Origin of the sequence: Sandarakinorhabdus cyanobacteriorum, from assembly GCF_002251755.1 — a bacterium.
Classification (GTDB): Bacteria; Pseudomonadota; Alphaproteobacteria; order Sphingomonadales; family Sphingomonadaceae; genus Sandarakinorhabdus; species Sandarakinorhabdus cyanobacteriorum.
Genome location: NZ_NOXT01000087.1, coordinates 1 through 15,148, shown reverse-complemented (window position 1 = coordinate 15,148; position 15,148 = coordinate 1). Strand labels below are relative to the sequence as shown.

Sequence of the window (15,148 nt, the reverse complement as noted above, 5' to 3'; positions counted from 1 at the left end):
GATCTGGCCGAGGCTGAAGCCGCTCCATTTTGGCACTTGTCGAGCCGCTTTACAGGCAATTTTGCCCGAGATTCTGCAAATCGTTGAAAATGCAGCCGAATTTAATTGGCACGACCTTTGCATGATGTTCTGCGGTTTCAAAAACGGGAGATAACCCATGCGTAAGTTCCTCGTCGCAGCCACCGCTGCCCTGCTCGCCGCCGTCCCGGCCAACGCCGTGATCGTGTCGGGCGTGCTGACCGGTGGCAACATCGTCACCAATGGCGGCAGCTTCCAGGTCACCAACCTGGCGCACATCCAGGCGAACCAGGTGAACAGCACCAACGTGCTGGGCATCAACGAGCGTCAGAAGGTCACCCTGGGCGCTGCCCAGCGCGTGATCAATAAGGACCTGGCTTCGGGCACCACCATCGCCAACACCTTGGCCGCCATCGCGCCGCTCAGCACGCTGATCGCCGCCGGCACCACCGTGAACAGCCACTTGATCATCCTGGATCCGGCTGGCATCCAATCGCGCAACGCCACCGGTTCGGTGACCTTCAACGGCCGCATCCTGGGCATCATCCTGCATGACACCGGCCGCGCCGGCGCCAACTTCGTGTCGACCAACGGCATCTTCGGCGCGCAGGGCACCACCTACGGCACCCTGCACTCGGGCCTGGACGGCGCTCCGGACGCCTACTCGATCGGTGGCGCGGGCAACAAGACCCTGACCTTCACCGTGTCGTCGACTGCCCTCGTTGGTGACTATGTCCGCGTCATCACCGCCGTGCCGGAACCGCGCAGCTGGGCCATGATTCTGACCGGCTTCGGCATGGTCGGCTTCGGTCTGCGCCGTCGCCGCACCGCTGTTGCCGCCTGATCCTTCGATCAAGCCAACAGGTTCAAAAGGGGGCTGCACCGGATACCGGTGCAGCCCTCTTTCTGTTTGGGTCGAGCGCATTCCTGATCCTGCGCACCGCCCGGCCATCGGAGAAAGGGCGCACCAATCCTGATTAGTAATATATTAGGCGTTCATTCAGGCCGGAATTCGCTATAACCGGTCCATGCGCCGCATCGAGGGCCGCGCCGCTTCAGGATGGGTCATGAGCGCAACAGTAAGAACCACGTTGTTGATGGCGGCCGCCGTGTCCGCAATGGCGGCGCCTGCCGCTGCGGTCACCCCCGCGCATGCAGGCCTCCAGGCGATGCGGGAACTGAACTTGATTGTCCTCGACGATCTCAACGTCCAGGGCGGGGAGGTTGAGGGTAAGGCCTTTGTCGGCCGCAATGTCACCGGCAATTCGACCCAAATTGGTATCGGCAGCAGCGCCAACGGCCAGGGCTTCACCGCATCGACGCGCGCCACGCTCTCGGTTGGCGGCAGTGTTTCGCCCACGCTCAACATCAACAATGGTGCCAATGGCACAGGCGGCGCCAAGGTTGGTGATTTCGGCGTGCAGAATGTCTTTGGCGTCGACATCCAGGGCGATGTTCCGGGCATCAGCTTCAACGGCACCGGTGGCACGGCCCGGATCGGCGGCAACGTCACCAACAATCTTAACCTTGGCGCCGGTACGGCCCTCTATGTTACCGGGTCGCTGCTCAACGGCGTCAATTTGTCTGACGGGGTGACACTTGGGGTCGGCGGCAGTGTCAACGGCAGCATCAATGGCGGCCAAAACACCAATGTCAGCGTGTCCGGCAATGTTGGCACACTTGGATTTGGCGCCGGCGGCACGGCAACTGTTGGCGGCAATGTCCAGCAGCTTGCAGGTAGCAACAATCAGACGGTTTCAGTTGCCGGCAATATCAGCCAGGGCAATGCTGGCGGCGGCAGTGTGATCAAGGCGGGTGGCAGTATCACCAATTTCAACGGCAGCAGCGGCGTGGCCGTCTATGCCGGCGGCAGCATCAGTGGCAACACCAACGGCGCGACCTTCAACAGCAACTACAGCTTCAATCCGCTGGTGCCAGCGCCAGTGGTGCCCGCAGCTCCCACAGCGCCTGCGATCGCCAGCGAAGCCCTCGTTATGGCGGCAAATGTGCAGGCGCTTTCCACAACGCTGGCCAGTCTTACCGTTACCACGCCGAGCACCATCGGTTTCACCGGCGGCAACCAGACCGCATATTTCAATGCGGTTGATGGTGGTTCCGGCTTTGCGCTGTTCAGCATCAACGGTTCCAGCTTCTTCAACACGCAGCAGTTCAGTTACAATTTCCCGAACACCAGCCTGCCGGTGATCATCAATGTCACCGGTATTGGAAGCAACGCGCTGTCCATCAACAGCAACTTCATCAACAATGCCCGCGCCAACAATCCGCAGGTCATCTGGAACTTCGTGGACGCCACCAACATCAACATTGGTGCGCAATTCCAGGGTTCGATTCTGGCACCTTTGGCCAGCATCACGGCCAAAGTGGTGGAAGGTTCGGTGGTGGCGCGCAATTACACCATGCAGGATGAAGTCCATCTGGGCACGTTTCAGGCGGCCGACACGTTTATGGCGGGCGCAATCCCTGAGCCATCGGCCTGGGCGATGCTGATCGCCGGCTTTGGCTTGGTCGGTGCCATGGCCCGCCGTCGCCGGTCCCTTGCCGCCTGAAGCCATCGCTTCATCGCATTTGCTGCCCGGGATATGCGCTGTGCATGCATCGCGTATTGACGCACCTGCGTAACTGACACTCCAATATGCGTATCGATGCACGGGGATTGCCGGGTGGGGCCGGATTTATCCTCAGGGCAAGCTGTTGAGATTGCGTTGCTGGCTCTGGCAGGAGTCATCATGCTGTCATCGGCCCATGCCATTGTGCATCGCAGCAGACCGGGGGTTGAAATGACGATGGGCCGATGGATGACGATGGGGCTTGTGGTGATGGTGTTGGCCATGCCCGCTGCCGCTACCGTGATGATTGACCAGCCCGCCCAGTTGCCGAGCGCCTGCTTTGCAGCGGTCGATACATGTGAACCGGGGCAATTGCCGCCCGCTGCCCCGGCGGGTACCGACGTGCCGGCACCATTGGTTGCCAGCTTTGTTGGCGTTCTGGCTCTGGCCCTGGCCTTTGGTCGTCGCGGCGCCGGCTTGCAGGAAGTTGTTTTCTGATTGGCCTTTGCGCATGAAAATTGCGTGATAAAGGCTTGACCGGCTAATTTCCTTCCCCTAACAGCAGCCCTGCGTCCGCGTATCCCCGCAGACGCTTGTTGTTTTGGGACGCAAGGCCATGGGCACGGAGATCACCGGCGCCGAAATCGTTGTGCAGTCGCTGATCGACCTCGGGGTGGAGGTTGTGTTCGGTTACCCGGGTGGTGCCGTGCTGCCGATTTATGATGCGCTGTTCCAGCAAAACCGCATCCGCCACATCCTGGTGCGCCACGAGCAGGCGGCCGTGCACGCCGCCGAAGGCTATGCCCGCGCCAGCGGCAAGGTGGGCGTGGTGCTGGTCACCTCCGGCCCCGGGGCCACCAATGCCGTCACCGGCATCACCGATGCGCTGATGGATTCGATCCCGCTGGTCGTCCTTACCGGCCAGGTGCCAACGCATCTGATCGGCACCGATGCCTTCCAGGAATGCGACACGGTGGGCATCACCCGCCACTGTTCCAAGCATAATTATCTGGTGAAGGAGACGGCGAAGCTGGGCCCCGTGCTGCACGAGGCCTTCTACATCGCCCGCTCCGGCCGGCCCGGCCCGGTGGTGATCGACATCCCCAAGGATGTGCAGATCATGAAGGCCCGCTATGCCAAGCCCGGCGCCATCACCCACAAGACCTACAAGCCGCAGGTGAAGGGCGATCTGGCCGCGATCGAGGCGGCGGTGGACATGCTGGCCGCGGCCGAGCGTCCGATCCTTTATACCGGCGGGGGCATCATCAATTCCGGGCCCATCGCCAGCCAGCTGCTGCGCGAGCTGGCCAAGGTGACCGGCGCGCCGGTCACCAGCACGTTGATGGGTCTGGGCAGCTTCGGGCACGAGCATCCGCAGTTCCTCGGCATGCTGGGCATGCACGGCAGTTACGAAGCCAATATGGCGATGAACCGGTGCGACCTGATGGTCTGCCTCGGTGCGCGCTTTGACGATCGCGTGACCGGCCGGCTTGATGCCTTCAGCCCGCACAGCCGCAAGATCCATGTCGATATCGACCGCTCCAGCTTCAACAAGACGGTGCGGGTGGATCTGACCATCCAGGGCGATGTCGGCAGCGTGATGGAGGATATGCTGAAGGTCTGGCGCGCGCGTGGTCATCGCGCCGCCGATCAGAAGGCCTGGTGGGCCCAGATCGAAGGCTGGCGCGCGCGCAATTCGTTCGGCTTTGAACAGAAGGGCGATTCGCTGCTGCCGCAAAAGGCCATCCAGCGCCTTTACGAGATGACCAAGGCGAAGAAGCCGATCATCTCCACCGAAGTGGGCCAGCACCAGATGTGGGCGGCCCAGCATTTCGGCTTCCATGATCCCAACAAGTGGCTCACCTCCGGCGGGCTTGGCACCATGGGCTATGGCCTGCCGGCCGCCATCGGCGCGCAGCTGGCGTTTCCGGGCGCGCTGGTGATCGATATCGCCGGTGAAGCCAGCATCCAGATGAACATCCAGGAATTGGGCACGGCGGTGCAATATCGCCTGCCGGTGAAGATCTTCATCATCAACAACGAATATATGGGCATGGTCCGGCAGTGGCAGGAGCTGAACCACGGCAGCCGCTACAGCGAATCCTATTCCGACAGCCTGCCCGATTTCGTGAAGCTGGCAGAAGCCTATGGCTGGAAGGGCATTGTCATCGAGGGGCCGGACGATCTTGATGCCGGCATCCAGGCCATGCTCGATCATCCTGGCCCGGTGGTGGTGGATTGCCGGGTGGCGAAACTCGCCAACTGCTTCCCGATGATCCCGTCGGGCGCCGCCCATACCGACATGATCCTGTCGGCCGCCGATGAACGCGGCGAAGCCGATGACGATGCCAAGGCCCTGGTGTGATGAAACATCTCCCGTCTGAACGGCACACGCTGTCGATCCTGGTGGACAACGAAGCCGGCGTGCTCGCCCGCATCGTCGGCCTGTTCTCGGCGCGCGGCTATAATATCGAGAGCCTGACGGTGGCCGACGTGTCCGACAATCACGAGGTCAGCCGCATCACCCTTGTCACCAACGGCCCGCCGCCGGTGATCGATCAGATCATGGCCCAACTGGATCGCTTGGTGCCGGTGCACAAGGTCGTCGATCTCACCGATTGGGGCCCGCATGTGGAGCGCGAGATGGCGCTGGTGAAGGTGGCCGGCGTGGGTGACAAGCGGGTGGAGGCGCTGCGCCTCGCCGACATCTTCCGCGCCCGCCCGGTTGACACCAGCACCGCCAGCTTCGTGTTCGAAGTGTCGGGCTCCACCGAAAAGGTGAACCAGTTCATCGCCCTGATGCGGGAGGTTGGCCTCGTCGAGGTCGCCCGCACCGGGGTGGTCGCCATCGCAAGGGGTGCGGAGGCGGTCTAAATCTCCCCTCCCGCTTGCGGGAGGGGTCGGGGGTGGGCGTTGCTGCCAATCCCGCACAATCGATCCGGGTGGGCATTCCCACCCCCAGCCCCTCCCGCCAGCGGGAGGGGAGCAGAAGGAAGAAGGACAGGACATGCGCGTTTATTATGATGCCGATGCCGATGTCGGCCTGATCAAGGCCAAGAAGGTCGCCATCGTTGGCTATGGCAGCCAGGGCCATGCCCATGCGCAGAATCTGCGCGATTCGGGGGTGGCGGAGGTTGCCATCGCCCTGCGCCCCGGTTCGGCCACCGCGAAGAAGGCCGAAGGCGCCGGGTTCAAGGTGTTGAGCAATGCCGAAGCCGCCGCCTGGGCCGATGTGATCATGGTGCTGGCGCCCGATGAGCATCAGGCCGCCATCTATGCCGATGATCTGGGCCCCAACATGAAGCCCGGCGCCGCACTGGCCTTCGCCCACGGCCTCAACGTGCATTTCGGCCTGATCGAACCGCGCGCCGATATCGACGTGTTCATGATCGCGCCCAAGGGCCCCGGCCACACCGTGCGCGGCGAATATCTGAAGGGCGGCGGCGTGCCCTGCCTGATCGCCATCCACCAGGATGCCAGCGGCAATGCCCATGATGTGGCGCTGTCCTATGCCTCGGCCATCGGCGGCGGCCGTTCGGGCGTCATTGAAACGACGTTCCGCGAAGAGTGCGAGACCGATCTGTTCGGCGAACAGGCCGTGCTGTGCGGCGGCCTCACCCACCTGATCCAGGCCGGCTTCGAAACCCTGGTGGAAGCCGGCTATGCCCCCGAAATGGCCTATTTCGAGTGCCTGCATGAGGTGAAGCTGATCGTCGATCTGATGTATGAAGGCGGCATCGCCAACATGCGCTACTCCATCTCCAACACCGCCGAATATGGTGACATCACCACCGGCCCGCGCATCATCACCGCCGAAACCAAGGCCGAAATGAAGCGCGTGCTGGCCGATATCCAGGGCGGGCGGTTCGTGAAGAACTTCATCCTCGACAACCGCGCCGGCCAGCCCGAGCTGAAGGCCAGCCGCAAGGCCGCCGCCGCTCACCCGATCGAGGAAACCGGTGCCAAGCTGCGGGCGATGATGCCGTGGATCGCCAAGAACAAGCTGGTCGACAAGGCCCGCAACTGATCGCAGCCGGGCGAGCGCGCATGCCGCGCGCCGACTCCGGCAAGATCGGCCAGCGAGCGAAAAGGGCGGCCCTGACAGGCCGCCCTTTTTGACTCGTCTGACGGCGTGGCTCCGCCACGCGCTTTTCTGGCTTTCCTTGTTTGCAAAAGCCGACTCGGCGGCTCCGCCGCCGGCGGCGTGAGCGTGGGCAGCGTCCCCCGTCGCGCCTGCGCCCTACCGACGCTCCGCCAGGATATCCGCCGCCCGCACGCGCACACTGCGCAGGGCCAGCTGGATTTCCCACAGGAACAAGAGCAACCCGCCGGTGAGCATCAGCGTCGCGGCGATGAACACCCAGGCAATCGCCTCGTCCAGCTGGTTCTTCACCAACTGCTCCATGAACAACAGCACCACCACCAGGCACACCAGCAGGGCCGCCAGCGTGCACAGTGCAATCGCCCAATTGGCCGCCGCCATCCGCCGCGCCAGCACCGACAGATCGTCGATGGCAATGCGACGCCGGTCGGCGGGATAGCTGCCAACCTCGCCTTCCAGGTGGCGCGCCCGATCCACCACGCGGCTCAGGCGGTGCGCCAGCACGTTCAGGATGCCGCCGATGGCGGTCAGCAGGAACACTGGTGCCACCGCCTGTTGAATGGCGGAGCCGATGTCGATCACGGTGAACAAATTGGCCATGCCTGCCATCAAGCCGCGCAATCGTCGCCGCCGCAAGCGCCGATTTGGCGCACACATCTTGCGCGGGGGGGCGGGTTCACGGTAAAGGACGGCGTATGGCTTTCGTGTCCGCCCTCCTGCTTCGACTTACACGCCCTCGGGCGTGATGGCGGCCGCTGGGCGTGATCCCTCGGCGCCGCGCCTTGAGGGGACAAACCGCATCCAATATGTCAGCCCAGTTTGAACAGGCAGAGCCATGACCGATCGTATCCGCATTTTTGACACCACCTTGCGCGACGGGGAACAATCCCCCGGCTGCTCGATGAATCTCGAGGAGAAGCTGAAGGTCGCCGCCCAGCTGGAAGCGCTGGGGGTGGACATCATCGAGGCCGGCTTTGCCATTGCCTCCGAAGGCGATTTCGAAGCCGTGCAGGCCGTCGCCAACATGTGTGACACCGCCATCGTTGCCAGCCTGGCCCGCGCCGCCGCCGCCGATATCGAACGTGCCTGGGCGGCGCTGAAGGGCGCCAGGAACCCGCGCATCCACACCTTCATCGCCACCTCTCCGCTGCACATGAAGGTGAAGCTGAACAAGTCCCCGGAAGAGGTGCTGGAAGCGATCCGCTTCTCCGTCGGCCTCGCCCGCAATCTGTGCGGCGATGTCGAATGGTCGGCCGAGGATGCCACCCGTTCCGATCCGGATTTCCTGTGCCATGCGGTGGAAACCGCCATCCGCTCGGGCGCGACCACCATCAACCTGCCCGACACGGTGGGTTATGCGACGCCCGAAACCTATGGCGCGATGTTCAGGGATGTCATCACCCGGGTTCCGAACGCCGATCAGGCGATCTTCTCCACCCATTGCCACAATGATCTGGGTCTCGCCGTTGCCAACACGCTGGCCGCGATCATCGCCGGCGCCCGCCAGGTGGAAGCCACGGTGAACGGCATCGGGGAGCGTGCCGGCAATGCCGCGGTGGAGGAAATCGCCATGGCGCTGCGCGTGCGCCAGGATGTGATGCCCTATCAGACCCGCATCGTCACCACCGAGATCACCCGCGCCAGCCGGCTGGTGTCGGGCGTGACCGGCATGCAGGTGCAGGCCAACAAGGCCATCGTTGGCGCCAACGCCTTTGCCCACGAAAGCGGCATCCACCAGGATGGCATGCTGAAAGACAGCTCCACCTATGAGATCATGACGCCGGAAAGCGTCGGGCAGGGGGCGACCAACCTGGTGCTGGGCAAGCATTCCGGCCGCGCCGCCTTCCGCTCCAAGCTGGCCGAGCTGGGCTATGACCTCAGCGACAACGAGTTTGGCGACGCCTTCAAGCGCTTCAAGGACCTGGCAGATGCCAAGAAGCAGGTGTTCGACGAGGATATCATCGCGCTGGTCGATGACGAGGTGCTGCGTGGGCATGACCGCATCCAGGTGGTGGAGGTGGAGGTCTATTGCGGCAGCAACGGCCCGCAGCGCGCTATCCTCACCTTGTCCATCGACGGGGAGGAGGTGACCGCCGCCACCAAGGGCAATGGCCCGGTCGATGCGCTGTTCAACGCCATCCGCAAGCTGGTCCCGCATGAGGAGGCGGTGTTGAACCTCTATCAGGTTCATGCCGTCACCGCCGGCACCGATGCCCAGGCCGAAACCAGCGTGGTGCTGGCCGAAAACGGCCGCACCGTGCGCGGCACCGGCGCCCACACCGACACGCTGGTGGCCTCCGCCCGTGCCTATGTGAACGCGCTCAACAAGCTGATGGTGAAGCGGGGCAAGTCAGCGCTCTCGGCCTCAGCGTGAGCCGGCGGCTCGTCATCGTCTACAACGCCAATGCCGGAATATTGGCGGGGGTGATGGACAGCGTGCACAAGATTGTCTCGCCGTCCACCTACCCCTGCCAGCTCTGCGCCGTCACCTATGGGCTCACCAGCATGCGGCGGGAATGGCGGGCGTTTCTGGACGAGACGGGGCTGGAGACGATCTTTCACCACCGCCCGGACTTCCGCGCCGCCTTTCCGCACGCCGCGGATTGGCCGCTGCCGCTGGTGGCCGCGGAGGACGGCGGGCAGCTGACCCAACTGGTCACCGCCGCCGATTTCACCGCCATCCCCGATCTGCCCACGCTGATCCGCGTGGTGCGGGCGCGGTTGGCACCCTAAATCCTCCCCCTCTGGGGGAGGTGGCAGCCGCAGGCTGACGGAGGGGGCGGGTCCGTCGATACATGTGGGCCCCCTCCGCCCTACGGGCACCTCCCCCAGAGGGGGAGGATCATCACTGGATCAATTCCCGCAGCAACGGATTGGGAAACCGCCGCCGCTGGGTGATGGCGTGGAAATCCTCGGTCAGGCCGGGGATGGTGAACACCGCCTCCAGCGTGCCGGCGGCCAGTTCATCCTTCACCACGATCGGCGGCACCAGCGTCAGCGCTTCCGAACTGCGCGCCAGCAGGCGCAGCATCGCCATGTCGTCCACCTCGGCCAGGATGATCGGCTGGATGCCGGCGGCGTCGAGCAACTGGTCAAAGCCGGTGCGGATATCGGTGCCGCGCGTGGGCAGCAGCACCGGCAGTTTCGCCAGATCCTGCGGAAACGCCAGCGGCCGGCGCAGCAGGCCGGGCGGTGCGACCAGGCCCACCGGCTGCTGCGCGATGCGCCGGCACAAGATGTCGGGCGCGATGCTGCCGTGCGGCGGCTGGTTGGCCAGCACCACGTCCAGCTCATGCGCCTCCAGCTGCGCCAGAAGGTCGCGCATGGTGCCCGACAGCATGATCAGCTCCACATCGCGCCGGCCGATCAGCGGCGCAATGAACTCCGCCTGGAAGTTGCGCGACAGTGTGGGCAGGGCGCCGATGCGCAGCACCTGTTGATCGATGCGCACCCGGCCGGCCAGCGTCTGCTGCAGCGCCTCACCGGCGGCAAACACCGTGTCAGCATAATCCAGCGCGATTTTCCCGGCCTCCGTCAACGACATGCGCCGCGGGCCGCGATCGAACAGAGCGTGGCCCAGCGCCTCCTCCAGTGATTTCAACTGCACCGAAAGCGCCGATTGCGACAGGTTCAACTGCTCCGCCGCGCGGGTCAGGCTGCCGGCGTGGGCGACGGCGTGGAAATAGCGAAGATGGTTGTAATTGAGCGCCGGCATGGCTTCACTTTCACAAAAACGAATGAACCATCACAATATATCTATTTTACGTGGATCATGACAGCCCATAGATGGCCAGTCGTTCCCTGCCGCCCATGGAGTGACACCGATGACCATCACCCCGCTTGTCTGGAGCGCGCTTGCCGGCCCGCTGGCGTTGCTCGCCGTGGCGCTCGTGCCCGCCGCCAATCCCAAGGCGCTTGCCGCCAATGCCCGCACCGCCGCGCTGATCGCCCTTGCCACGGCGCTGGCCGGCGCCATCGGCGTTGCCCTGGCCGGCCCGGCCGCCAGCCCGGCACTGTCCGGCGTCTCCATCCTGTTCGATGGCCTCACCGCCGTGATGTTCCTGTTGGTCAGCTTCGTCGGCAGCATCGTGGTGCATTTTTCCCGCAACTATATGGCCGGCGATCCCGGCCATGCCCGCTTCACCCGGCTGCTGTCGGTCACGCTTGCCAGCGTGCTGCTGCTGATCCTGTCGGGCAACATGGCAATGTTCTTCATCGCCTGGGTGGCAACCTCCATCGGCCTCAACCAGCTGCTGCTGTTTTATGGGGACCGGCAGGCCGCCATCCTCGCTGCCCGCAAGAAGTTCATTGCCAGCCGCATCGGCGATGCCGCGCTGGGCGTCGCCATCTACAGCCTGTGGCAGGCCAGCGGCACGCTGGAATTCACCGGCATGGTCGAAGCGCTGAAGGCGCAGGGCAGCGCCACCCCCGGCGTGATCCTGGCCGGCGTGCTGATCGCGGTTGCCGCCCTGTTGAAGTCCGCCCAGTTCCCGCTGCACGGCTGGATCACCGAAGTGATGGAAACCCCCACGCCGGTCTCCGCCCTGCTGCACGCCGGCATCATCAACGCCGGCGGCTTCCTCGCCCTGCGCTTTGCCCCGCTGCTCGAACTGTCGCCGGCGGCGATGGATCTGCTGCTGGTGGTGGGCGGCTTCACCGCGCTGTTCGCCAGCGTCGTCATGCTCACGCAAAACGCCATCAAGGTCTCGCTGGCCTGGTCCACCATCGCCCAGATGGGATTCATGCTGCTGCAGTGCGGCCTGGGTGCCTGGCCGGCGGCGCTGCTGCACATCGTTGCCCACTCGCTCTACAAGGCACACGCCTTCCTGTCGTCGGGCAGCGTGATCGATATCGCCCGCGCCAGCTGGTCGCCCAGCCCCGGCGGTGCCCCGCACCCGGCGCGCCTCGCCATGGCCGTGGCGCTGGTGCTGGCCGCGGTTGGTGTCACCGGCACGCTGTCGGGCTTTGAAGTCGCCTCCCAGCCGGGCGTGTTCGCCCTCGGCGCCATCCTGCTGATGGGCCTCACCCACTATATCGCCCAGTCGATCGATCAACGCCCCACCGGCTTCGTGATCGCCCGCACCGTGGTCGGCGCCATCGCGGTCGCTGCCGGCTGGTTCGCCCTGCAGGCCGGGATGGCCGCACTGATGGACGGCACCCTGCCGGCCGAAGGCGCCCGCACCGATCTGGTTGCGCTGATCGCCATCGCCATCATCGTCGCCGGCTTTGCCGCCCTCACCATCGGCCAGGCCAGCTTCATCACCGCCAAGGGGGCCGCCACCCCGGCCTGGGCCCGCGCCTTCTATGTGCATGTCCAGAACGGCCTCTATGTGAACACGCTCGCCAACCGGCTGGTGCTGGCCCTGTGGCCGACCAGCCTGCCGGCCCGGCGCTGATCCCCCCATTTCGCGAAAGGTCCTGAACCATGATGACCGACACCGCTCCCCCCGCCGCCGCCGAGGCCTCGGCCACCCCGCCGGCCCCGTCCGCGCTGGAAACCGCCGTCGCCGCCGCCTGCCAGCGCATCGCGCCGCTGTGGCCGCTGAAGCACTTCGTCGCCGTCAATCCCTATCTGGGCTTCTCGGGGCAGAGCTTTGCCGCCACCACTGCCACCATGCGCCGTGTCGCCAAGGTGGACATGCTGATGGCCCGCCCCTTCTATCGCGAAGCGCTGGCCGCCGGCATCATCACCGATGCCCATATCGCCGAAGCCCTGGCCCGTGCGCCGGCCAACTCGCCGATCCCGGCCGATGTGGCGCTGGCCAAGGCGGCGCTGGCCCGCGATCCGGCCGAACAGCGCAAGGGCGGCCCGGCTGTGGTCGCCACCATCGCCGAAGTGCTCGACCGGTTGTCGTCGGGTGACCGTCAGGCCAGCCGCACCGCCTTCATGGTCGATGAAATCTCGCGCTGGTGCGCCGCCTATTTCGATGAAGGCCAGGCCAGCTGGCAAATGCCGCAGCGCGAAATGAGCCCCTGGGCCGCCTGGCGCGAAACCATGCGCCATGATCGCAATGCCGAAGCCATGGGCATCAAGGATTTCCGCCGCATCATCGCCGATCTGCCGGCCGATCCGGTTGCCGCCATCGGGCTCATTGTGGAAGCCATCGGCATCCCCGAGCGCGCCCAGACCGATTATCTCCACCGCGCCCTGTTCGATATCGGCGGCTGGGCCGCCTATGTCCGCTACCTCGTGTGGGACAACAATCTCTACGGCCGGCAAGACAATCGCCTGGTCGAACTGCTCGCCATCCGCATGGCCTGGGGCTATGCCCTGTTCCGCCAGCGCACCGATGCCGAGTTCCAGGCCGCCTGGGCTGCCGAAATGCAGCAGGCCGCCCAGCTGCCCGATGATGCCGGCCTGTCGGCCGATCCCGATCTGGCGCTCGATCTGGTGTTCCAGGAGGCCTATGAAATCGCCTGGCAAAAGCAGCTGCTGGCCAAGCTCGCCCGCGACGAAGCCGCCGCCCAGCCCTTTGCCATCCCGGCGCGTTCGGGCCGCAAGCCGCTGCAGGCTGCCTTCTGCATCGATGTCCGCTCCGAAGTCTATCGCCGGGCGCTGGAACAGGTGGTGCCGGGCGGCGAAACCATCGGCTTTGCCGGCTTCTTCGGCTATCCCATCGAATATGTGCCGATCGGCCGCGAAACCGGCGGCGCGCAATGCCCGGTGCTGCTCACCCCGGCCTATACCATCACCGAAATGGTGAACGGCGCCGATCCGGCCGAGGAAACCGAAGTGCTGGGCCTGCGCCTGCTGCGCCGCCGTGCCGCCAAGGCCTGGAAAAGCTTCAAGCAATCCGCCGTCTCCAGCTTCACCTATGTCGAGGCGATGGGCCTCGCCTTCGCGCCCAAGCTGGTGTCCGACGCACTGGGCCTCACCCGCACCGTGTCCGATCCCAACACCGATGGCCTTGATGCAAAGGTGATCGGCAAGCTCGGCCCCCGGCTCGATCCGATGACCGTGGGCGGCCGCATGACCGGCCTCAATGCCGAACAACGGCTGAACCAGGCCGAAGCCGTGCTGCGCGCCATGAGCCTCACCGGCGATTTCGCCCGCCTCGTCCTCCTTGCCGGCCACGGCAGCACCACCGCCAACAATCCGCACGCCTCCGGCCTTGATTGCGGGGCCTGCGGTGGCCACACCGGCGAAGCCAATGCCCGCATCGCCGCCGATATCCTCAACGATCCGGCGGTGCGCATCGGCCTCCGCGGCCGCGGCATCCACGTGCCCGATGATTGCTGGTTCCTCGGCGCCCTGCACTGCACCACCACCGATCAGATCACCCTGTTCGATACCAATCGGGTGCCGCCGGCCCTGCGCGCCGATGTCGCCGAACTGGAAGGCTGGCTCGACCGCGCCTCGGCCCTCACCCGCCGCGAACGCGCCCGCTTCCTCAATCTCGATGCCCCCGATGGCGATATCGATGCCCAGGTCCTGCGCCGCAGCCGCGATTGGGCCCAGGTGCGCCCGGAATGGGGCCTCGCCGGCAACGGCGCCTTCATCGCCGCCCCGCGCCACCGCACCGCCGGCATCGATCTCGGCGGCCGCAGCTTCCTGCACAGCTATGACTGGAGCCAGGATGAAGGCTTCGGCATCCTCACCCTGATCATGACCGCACCGATGGTCGTCGCCAGCTGGATCAACCTCCAATATTACGGCTCAACCGTGAACAACAAGGTGTGGGGCGCCGGCAACAAGGTGCTGCACAACGTCGTCGGCACGCTTGGCGTGCTCGAAGGCAACGCCGGCGACCTCAAGACCGGCCTCGCCTGGCAATCGGTCTACGACGGCGAAAAGCTGCTCCACGAACCGCTGCGATTGAACGTCTTCATCGAAGCCCCGCTGGACGCGATGACGGGCGTCATCATGAACAGCCAGACCGTGCGCGACCTCGTCGACAACCAGTGGATCCACCTCTGGGCGATCGGCGACGACGGCCAGGTCTCTCACCGCTACCACCGCGACGGCGAATGGACCGCACTCTGATCTGAACTGACCGAACCGGCGGCGGCGTTGCCTTCAGGCAGCGCCGCCGATGTACGTTCAAGGGCAGAAGGCAGGGGCCTCCGGCGGGCAGGGGCGCGGCCCCTGCACCCGTTCGTTTTCGGGTGTGCTGCATGGGGGCGCGTCCGCTTTCGCCCTCTTTCCAGTCGCTCCAAATCCCCGTCGCCCCGTGCTTGACACGGGGCTTGGCTCGCCTTGTGCCCCGTCCCAATTGGACCATTTGTCCCACAGATCATCCCAATTGGGATCATCAGCTTGGGTCAGGGGAAAGGCGCTCGCCGAGCCTTGTTGAAGACGGTGCGAAAGAACAGCCAAGCCCCGTGTCAAGCACGGGGCGACGACGTGGGGATGGGGTGGCTTCCTACCTCAAATCAGCTGCTGAGCACCGCCCGAAAGCAAACGGGTGCAGGGGCCTCGCCCCTGCCCACGTCACCCCGGACTTGTGTGGGCGGGTTGGAG

The 15,148-nt window shown here is 65.1% G+C and carries 12 protein-coding genes; 10 read left to right on the top strand and 2 right to left on the bottom strand.

Annotated features, from left to right (window positions below):
• The first annotated feature begins 157 nt into the window (after positions 1-157).
• The 6 genes from CHU93_RS04400 (at position 158) to ilvC (ending at position 6,612) form a co-directional block, all read left to right on the top strand.
• Positions 158-862, top strand: a complete 705-nt coding sequence (locus tag CHU93_RS04400; protein WP_094472938.1) for a PEPxxWA-CTERM sorting domain-containing protein — start codon at positions 158-160, stop codon at positions 860-862.
• Positions 863-1,187: 325 nt separating this feature from the next.
• The gene (locus CHU93_RS04395) at positions 1,188-2,585 is read left to right on the top strand and encodes a choice-of-anchor A family protein (protein ID WP_165768599.1); all 1,398 of its coding nucleotides are present in this window, start codon (positions 1,188-1,190) and stop codon (positions 2,583-2,585) included.
• 180 nt (positions 2,586-2,765) lie between these two features.
• Positions 2,766-3,083, top strand: coding sequence for a hypothetical protein (locus CHU93_RS04390; protein WP_133064315.1), 318 nt, complete (start codon positions 2,766-2,768; stop codon positions 3,081-3,083).
• Positions 3,084-3,201: 118 nt separating this feature from the next.
• Positions 3,202-4,950 carry an acetolactate synthase 3 large subunit gene (locus CHU93_RS04385; RefSeq protein ID WP_094472936.1) on the top strand — a complete coding sequence of 583 codons (1,749 nt, stop codon included), beginning with the start codon at positions 3,202-3,204 and terminating at the stop codon, positions 4,948-4,950.
• Positions 4,950-5,459 carry an acetolactate synthase small subunit gene (ilvN, locus tag CHU93_RS04380; protein WP_086115736.1) on the top strand — a complete coding sequence of 170 codons (510 nt, stop codon included), beginning with the start codon at positions 4,950-4,952 and terminating at the stop codon, positions 5,457-5,459. Before CHU93_RS04385 ends, ilvN begins: the two co-directional genes overlap by 1 nt.
• A 133-nt stretch (positions 5,460-5,592) precedes the next feature.
• The gene (gene ilvC, locus CHU93_RS04375; protein WP_086115737.1) at positions 5,593-6,612 is read left to right on the top strand and encodes a ketol-acid reductoisomerase; all 1,020 of its coding nucleotides are present in this window, start codon (positions 5,593-5,595) and stop codon (positions 6,610-6,612) included.
• A gap of 213 nt (positions 6,613-6,825) precedes the next feature.
• Here ilvC and CHU93_RS04370 read toward each other — a convergent pair whose 3' ends face one another.
• Positions 6,826-7,287 carry a DUF2721 domain-containing protein gene (locus tag CHU93_RS04370; protein WP_165768598.1) on the bottom strand — a complete coding sequence of 154 codons (462 nt, stop codon included), beginning with the start codon at positions 7,285-7,287 and terminating at the stop codon, positions 6,826-6,828.
• 235 nt (positions 7,288-7,522) lie between these two features.
• On the opposite strand from CHU93_RS04370, the gene CHU93_RS04365 reads away from it, so the two are divergent.
• Together CHU93_RS04365 and CHU93_RS04360 are read left to right on the top strand one after the other, a co-directional pair.
• On the top strand, positions 7,523-9,061 hold the full coding sequence (locus tag CHU93_RS04365; protein ID WP_094472934.1) for a 2-isopropylmalate synthase: 1,539 nt from the start codon (positions 7,523-7,525) through the stop codon (positions 9,059-9,061).
• Positions 9,058-9,420 (top strand): hypothetical protein, encoded by a 363-nt coding sequence (locus CHU93_RS04360; RefSeq protein WP_133064314.1) that lies wholly within the window; start codon positions 9,058-9,060, stop codon positions 9,418-9,420. The genes CHU93_RS04365 and CHU93_RS04360 overlap by 4 nt, the downstream gene beginning before the upstream one ends.
• A 112-nt stretch (positions 9,421-9,532) precedes the next feature.
• Here the strand turns inward: CHU93_RS04360 and CHU93_RS04355 are convergent, their stop codons facing one another.
• Positions 9,533-10,402, bottom strand: coding sequence for a LysR family transcriptional regulator (locus CHU93_RS04355; RefSeq protein WP_094472932.1), 870 nt, complete (start codon positions 10,400-10,402; stop codon positions 9,533-9,535).
• Between the two features lie 109 nt (positions 10,403-10,511).
• Here CHU93_RS04355 and CHU93_RS04350 point away from each other — a divergent pair, with 109 nt between their 5' ends.
• Both CHU93_RS04350 and CHU93_RS04345 read left to right on the top strand, forming a co-directional pair.
• Entirely contained in the window at positions 10,512-12,083 is a 1,572-nt protein-coding gene (locus CHU93_RS04350; RefSeq protein ID WP_094472931.1) for an NADH-quinone oxidoreductase subunit L, read from the top strand.
• A 29-nt stretch (positions 12,084-12,112) separates the two neighbouring features.
• On the top strand, positions 12,113-14,671 hold the full coding sequence (locus CHU93_RS04345) for a YbcC family protein (protein WP_207759214.1): 2,559 nt from the start codon (positions 12,113-12,115) through the stop codon (positions 14,669-14,671).
• Positions 14,672-15,148 lie beyond the last annotated feature (477 nt).

Excerpts from the sequence above, each read along its gene's own strand:
- CHU93_RS04345 (WP_207759214.1), top strand. The coding sequence starts at position 12,113 with ATGATGACCGACACCGCTCCCCCCGCCGCCGCCGAGGCCTCGGCCACC.
- CHU93_RS04365 (WP_094472934.1), top strand. The coding sequence starts at position 7,523 with ATGACCGATCGTATCCGCATTTTTGACACCACCTTGCGCGACGGGGAA.
- CHU93_RS04390 (WP_133064315.1), top strand. The coding sequence starts at position 2,766 with ATGCTGTCATCGGCCCATGCCATTGTGCATCGCAGCAGACCGGGGGTT.
- ilvC (WP_086115737.1), top strand. The coding sequence starts at position 5,593 with ATGCGCGTTTATTATGATGCCGATGCCGATGTCGGCCTGATCAAGGCC.
- CHU93_RS04385 (WP_094472936.1), top strand. The coding sequence starts at position 3,202 with ATGGGCACGGAGATCACCGGCGCCGAAATCGTTGTGCAGTCGCTGATC.
- ilvN (WP_086115736.1), top strand. The coding sequence starts at position 4,950 with ATGAAACATCTCCCGTCTGAACGGCACACGCTGTCGATCCTGGTGGAC.
- CHU93_RS04395 (WP_165768599.1), top strand. The coding sequence starts at position 1,188 with ATGCGGGAACTGAACTTGATTGTCCTCGACGATCTCAACGTCCAGGGC.
- CHU93_RS04400 (WP_094472938.1), top strand. The coding sequence starts at position 158 with ATGCGTAAGTTCCTCGTCGCAGCCACCGCTGCCCTGCTCGCCGCCGTC.
- CHU93_RS04355 (WP_094472932.1), bottom strand. The coding sequence starts at position 10,402 with ATGCCGGCGCTCAATTACAACCATCTTCGCTATTTCCACGCCGTCGCC.
- CHU93_RS04370 (WP_165768598.1), bottom strand. The coding sequence starts at position 7,287 with ATGGCCAATTTGTTCACCGTGATCGACATCGGCTCCGCCATTCAACAG.
- CHU93_RS04350 (WP_094472931.1), top strand. The coding sequence starts at position 10,512 with ATGACCATCACCCCGCTTGTCTGGAGCGCGCTTGCCGGCCCGCTGGCG.